Source organism: Halomonas urmiana (assembly GCF_005780185.1).
Taxonomy (GTDB): Bacteria; Pseudomonadota; Gammaproteobacteria; order Pseudomonadales; family Halomonadaceae; genus Halomonas; species Halomonas urmiana.
Genome location: NZ_VBUI01000053.1, coordinates 1 through 5,716 on the forward strand (window position 1 = coordinate 1; position 5,716 = coordinate 5,716).

General features: G+C 57.7%; 5 protein-coding genes. All 5 read right to left on the reverse strand.

The annotated features are described in order from the left end of the window. Positions 1–86 precede the first annotated feature (86 nt). Entirely contained in the window at positions 87–707 is a 621-nt protein-coding gene (locus FEI13_RS18550; RefSeq protein WP_138182972.1) for a HEPN domain-containing protein, read from the reverse strand. A 95-nt stretch (positions 708–802) separates the two neighbouring features. Beyond that, on the reverse strand, positions 803–1,723 hold the full coding sequence (locus FEI13_RS18555; RefSeq protein ID WP_138182973.1) for an AbiTii domain-containing protein: 921 nt from the start codon (positions 1,721–1,723) through the stop codon (positions 803–805). Between the two features lie 113 nt (positions 1,724–1,836). Next, positions 1,837–4,248, reverse strand: coding sequence for an EcoAI/FtnUII family type I restriction enzme subunit R (gene hsdR / locus FEI13_RS18560; RefSeq protein ID WP_138182974.1), 2,412 nt, complete (start codon positions 4,246–4,248; stop codon positions 1,837–1,839). A 474-nt stretch (positions 4,249–4,722) separates the two neighbouring features. Further along, positions 4,723–4,938, reverse strand: a complete 216-nt coding sequence (locus tag FEI13_RS18565; protein ID WP_138182975.1) for a hypothetical protein — start codon at positions 4,936–4,938, stop codon at positions 4,723–4,725. Beyond that, on the reverse strand, positions 4,935–5,716 hold a 782-nt coding region (locus tag FEI13_RS18570; RefSeq protein ID WP_193555754.1), incomplete at its 5' end, for a restriction endonuclease subunit S. The genes FEI13_RS18565 and FEI13_RS18570, both read right to left, overlap by 4 nt.

Here is a 5,716-nt window from a genome sequence, read left to right on the forward strand (position 1 = left end):
AATGGCGATATCCGCTATATTGCCATGCAGGTCAGTGGGTTAGAAGCGCTTCAGGGGGCCAGTCTCACGGATTCAGGGATTATTAATCACCATGGTTGCGCGCCAGTTATACCCTGGATCCCCCTACCAACAGTGGCATCAAGCTTATCAGACAGCGTTTCAACATACTTCTTGAATTGCTGAACCTTATCCTTCGATACACTCATCTGAGCTCCGTGGGCAATTTTATTCCGATCTCGGATATAGTTACCAAGACGATCCCTGACTGTTTGATTTGTACATTTTTGCCAACTAATGTTTTGCATTAAGTCATAGATCCCCAGCCCGGAAAACATAGTCTCTATGATATGTACGTGAGGGTTGGCGTTGCCTGGCTTGATCAGCTTGATCGTTTTATCCACATCTTGAACGCGACCGTTTAGCACTATATGTGCGGCTTCTTTATGTAGATCATCGATGAAACCCTGTAGATGTGAGCAAAGCAGAACAAAGGCGGATCTGTTTATGGCATCTACTTCCTTGGGCTTTCCGGGGCCTGGATCAGTTACTAGAGCATCAAATACGCGGCTTACATCTGCCAGCGCGCCACCAGTAAGCTGGGCCGCGGCCTCGGCTCGCTTGAATTTTGTTATAGCCTTATGCGCCTCCAGAAGCTGATCGATGTCTTGGAGTCGTATAGTTAGACTTTCTCTTGCATTGGACGGCATGTTCTCGCCTTATCAATAAATTGACAATTCTCGACTGTGGGTCTGCATGGAGCGATGCGCAACGCTGTCCCTAGCAGCCATTTTTTACACGCAGTCTACTTTAGGCCATAGAATTTTAATGCAGCTTCAGTTAGCACTGTTGTTGCAACGGAGACTCCAACATTCCAAGTTCCCTCCACAGCCTTCTTTAAATTGGAAGCCATCCAATATCTGGCCCCTTGCCCAAGGGGTTCTTCTTTACTTTCAGGCTCTTCAGATTCTACTATCTGGGCAAACTCTTCTGCATCAACCTCTGGTATACCGGCGGCCTTAAGATACTCAACAAGAGAACTTTTGTTTCGCTCTTCAATAGTCACCGCAATGCTTGATCCATGACCACCGGCAACAGCGGTGGCTACATTCCCATAAATTATTTGCTGCGATATTTGCTGGACTTTTTCTGAATTCGCTTGCTCAGATGCGGGAGCGCCAAAGGTGATATGTGCTGCAGCAGGAATTGACCTTTCAATTTCTAAAGTAAGCTCTAGAATTCTACTTCTTACAGATTGCTGAATTTCAGAGAGAGAAACACGCGATATTTCTCCAGAAACATCGTTACATGCGTACCGTTCATAAACTTTTCCTTGCAGCAGCAAAATCAAATTTGAGGCATCTATCCCTAAACTGCCACCATCAGCACTACTTTTGACTAGCTCATCGACGGCAGAAATACTTTCTCTGACCTCATAGTTCGTCCAGCTATCCCCAGCATACTTTTCTATAAGATACGGAGGTATCTGCGCATTTTTGATGGCTGAACCGAACGGACCAGAGAAAGTGCCTCGGTAGCTTACACATATGATTCGGTAATCAGGGAGTTCTGCTCCATTAGGGTAACCTTCAGATTCATGTTTAACCCACTCTTCCAGAATCTCACTACCGAGTCTTGCAGCTAGCAACCTAAGCTTTAACAGAACCGAGCCTAAATCGGACCCTTCTTGGACCACTGATTCCTGAATCTGATGTAAAAGCGACAATTCATTTCTCCATGTAAAGTCCCGGTAGTGATACTGCGTATAACCCCAATGAACGTTCTTGCTCCCTTTTTCGGAATGTCGGCTATGGGTCGAGAGCGGCCCTATGAACACCACTATGCTGATTCATACAACCTCGCTTGGAAGCCGATGAAGACCTCGCGGATATTCTCGACGCTGCCCAGTTCCGCAATGGCGTCGGTGGGGGTCTGGTACTTGAGCTCGATCAACTGGGGCAGCTTGTCCTGGGCGAGTTCGCCGACGCCGTCCTGGATGTAGTGGCCCAGCACGAAACCGAGGAACTCGCGCTGGCGGTAGTCGTAGCCGGACAGGAGCCGTTCGCGGTGGGCGGCCACCCGCTCCTCGCGGCTGAGCGGCGGCAGCGCGAAGGCGATGTAGGCCAGTACGTCGAAGAGATCGCTGTTCTCGGCGTCGACCAGGCGGCCGATCTCCTTGAGCTGTGCGGTGCCGTAGCCCTTCTCGGCCAGGCTATCCAGTAGGCCCTGGCGGGTATCCGGGCGACTCCAGAGCTCGCGCAGGGTCTCCTCGTCCTGGAACAGGGCCGGCAGGTCGCCATACAGCCGGCGGATGAAGTCGGCGGCACTGATCGGCGTGCCGTCCGGGCTCCAGAAGGTGGTCGCGCTCATATGCTGGAGCTGCCGCACCTTGCCCGGGGCCAGTTCGATCTCCACCACGCGGCGCTCGCCTGAGCCGCCCTCACACTGGCAGGGAGTTTCCCCGCATACCGGGCAGGGCTCCGGCGGTTCCTTCTCGCAGGTGCAGGGGCGGTTGCCGCACTCCCCGCAGGGCTCGGGCGTCGTAACCGCGCAGACGCAGGGCGTCTCGCCACAGCGGCCGCACGGCTCGGGAGCCGCGGGTTCGCCGTCCCACTCCGGGTCGCTGAAGTGCTCGTAGGCACGCACGAAGTCGAGGATGGTGAAGTGATCCTTGCCGTCGAACAGGCGCGTGCCGCGGCCGATGATCTGCTTGAACTCGATCATCGAGTTGACCGGACGCATCAGCACGATGTTGCGGATGTTACGGGCATCCACGCCGGTGGAGAGCTTCTGCGAGGTGGTCAGGATGGTAGGAATGCTTTTCTCGTTGTCCTGGAAGCGGCGCAGGAAGCGCTCGCCCTCGGCGCCGTCGTCCGCCGTCACCCGCACGCAGTAGTTGGGGTCCTGGCTCGCCTTGGTCTGGTTGATCAGGTCGCGCACCGCCAGGGCGTGCTCCTGGTTGGCGCAGAACACCAGCGTCTTCTCGCGCGGATCGATCATCTCCATGAACACCTGCACCCGGTACTGCTCACGCGCCTTGATCTTGATGAGGCGATTGAAGTCGGCCTCGGTGTAGCGCCGGTCCTGCTCCACCTCGCCCTGCATCACTTCATCATCGGGCGTGTAGACGTAGTCGTCGAGGGTGGTGGCGATCTGGCGCACCTTGAACGGCGTCAGGAAGCCGTCGTTGATGCCCTCCTTCAGCGAGTAGACGTAGGCCGGCTCGCCGAAGTAGGCGTAGGTGTCGGTGTTGGTGGTGCGCTTGGGCGTGGCGGTCAGGCCCAGCTGCACCGCCGGGGCGAAGTACTCGAGGATGGCCCGCCAGCTGCTCTCGTCGTTGGCGCCGCCGCGGTGGCATTCGTCGATGATGATCAAGTCGAAGAAGTCCGGCGGGTAGTCGCCGAAGCTGGGCGCCGGATTGCCCTCATCGTCCCGGCCGCTCATGAAGGTCTGGAAGATGGTAAAGAACAAGTTGCCGTTCTTGGGCACCCGCCCCTGCTTGCGGATCGCATCGGGGGCGATGCGCACCAGGGCATCCTCGGGGAAGGCGGAGAAGCTGTTGTAGGCCTGGTCGGCGAGGATGTTGCGATCGGCAAGAAAGAGAATCCGCGGCCGGCGGCGGGTGGCCTCGTCGCCCTGCCAGGCCGCCAGGTTCCAGCGGCTGTGGAACAGCTTCCAGGAGAGCTGGAAGGCGATGGCCGTCTTGCCGGTGCCGGTGGCCAGCGTCAGCAGCACACGGCGGCGGCCGGCGGCGATGGCCTCCAGGGCCTGGTTGATGGCGTTGTGCTGGTAGTAGCGCGCCTGCCACTGGCCGCCGTTGTCGTGGAACGTTACCGCGCCGAAGCGCTCGCGCCAGGGGTTGGGCTCGGGGAAGGTCTCGTCCCACAGCGCCTCCGGCGTGGGGTAGCCGGCGACCGGGCCTTCCTCGCCGGTCTGCATGTCGACCCGATAGAGGCCGACCCCGTTGGTGGCATAGGCGAAGCGGGCCTGCAGCCGCTCGGCGTAGCGCTTGGCCTGGGCCAGGCCCTCGGTGACCGGCAGGTCGCGCTTCTTGGCCTCGATCACCGCCAGCTTCTGGCCCTTGTAGAAGAGCACGTAGTCGGCGATGTCGCCGCGGGTGCGCTGCCCGCCGCCCTGCAGCCGCCCCAGGGTGATCACCTCGCGCCGGACCCGGCTACCGGCCACCCTGCCCCAGCCGGCTTCCTTGAGGGCGGGATCGATCAGCTCGGCGCGGGTCTCGGCTTCGTTCATGCTCACCTTCCTTGTGATGCGTTCCCTGAGTCCTTGAGTGCCCTGGAGCTCACTATCTCGATTCGGCGGCGGCTTGTCCAACCATGGGCAACGTGTAAGAGATCCTTACAAGTTGCTCGATCGACAGCGGCCCCCTGACTCGCTGACGCACGGTTACGCTGGCCCTTTGGCCACCCGTCTGCTCGAAACGCAACCTGCCGATGAAAACACGATGAAGAAACCGCAAGCCCGGAAGAACAGGCTAACCTATTGTTTTTAAGAAAATAACCTCGGGGAAGATGCCTACTCCTCCCCCTGGAATCAAAACCTGATCAAGAAATCAGACCCAGATGGGCACATAGCCGGCACGGAAGATCCTCGACCAGGTCGATATCGCGCGGATCGCTCATCTGGCTACCTCCGGCTGCACCAGCCGCACCTCGACCGCCTGGTCGGCCTCCTGGTAGATGACGATGGGCGCCTGGCCGTTGTCGCTCATGCCGTCGCCTCCTCCACCGTCGCCTCGGCCTTCCTGGCCGTCAGCTCGCCGGAGAAGGCCTTGTGCAGTAGAGCCTGTAGCACCATATCCGACTGGGCCCCTGACTGGGCCCCTGACCGGGCCCTCCTGATGGTCGTCTCGGTCTGACCTTGCCCGGCTGATGAATCAGAGAACAGCAGGTCCTGAAGATTGATGGGCAGCTTGCTGTTCATGCCGTCGCCTCCTCCACCGCCGCCTCGGCCTTCCTGGCGGTCAGCTCGCCGGAGAAGGCCTTCTGCAGCAGGGACTGCTTGAGCTCGGCGAGGGCGGAGAGCTTCTGCTGATAGATGGCTTCAAGGCTGCTTACCGTCGATGACAGTTCATGTAGATTCGCCGCTATTTCCACCTGCTTGCCCAGCGGTGGGAAGGGAAACTTCTCTTTCTCAAAGGTGCCAAGATTGATGTTGTCTTGCGCACTCCCCTTCCCCTTAGCCTTCAGCACCGTCTTGACTGACTGAAGAAGATACTCAACATACTCTTTAGATGCCTTTTCCTCGTCAACCACCAAGCCAATGATGCTATCAGGAAAGCAAGCGTCGAAGCCCAACATCCCGGTTTCCGCAATATTAGCCGCAATGGTTATGCATATCGTTCCTTCCGGCCACAACTTGCTTTGCGCGAGACCGGCTTCATTATAGGTCGCGGAATATTCCTTGATGACATGATTGGATTTCCGCACGTCACCGGTCTGAATGAAGGGGTAATCCCCGCCATAGAGCTTGGGGTCGTTACGGGGCCTATGCTTTGATTTACCCCGACCATAGTCAACACATACGTCTTTCAATGGCTGATCAACCCAGCCGGCACCGCGTTGAGCGAAGACGGAGGACAAGTAGCCATCAAACAACTCCCGCGCATTGGCGAGATTTTTTTCGGCTCTTCGTCGTTGGGTGTGGAATTCGCCCCCTGAGCTGGGCCAGGATATGACCTCCACTTGGACAGGAGGCATGG

Excerpts from the sequence above, each read along its gene's own strand:
- FEI13_RS18550 (WP_138182972.1), bottom strand. The coding sequence starts at position 707 with ATGCCGTCCAATGCAAGAGAAAGTCTAACTATACGACTCCAAGACATC.
- hsdR (WP_138182974.1), bottom strand. The coding sequence starts at position 4,248 with ATGAACGAAGCCGAGACCCGCGCCGAGCTGATCGATCCCGCCCTCAAG.
- FEI13_RS18565 (WP_138182975.1), bottom strand. The coding sequence starts at position 4,938 with ATGAACAGCAAGCTGCCCATCAATCTTCAGGACCTGCTGTTCTCTGAT.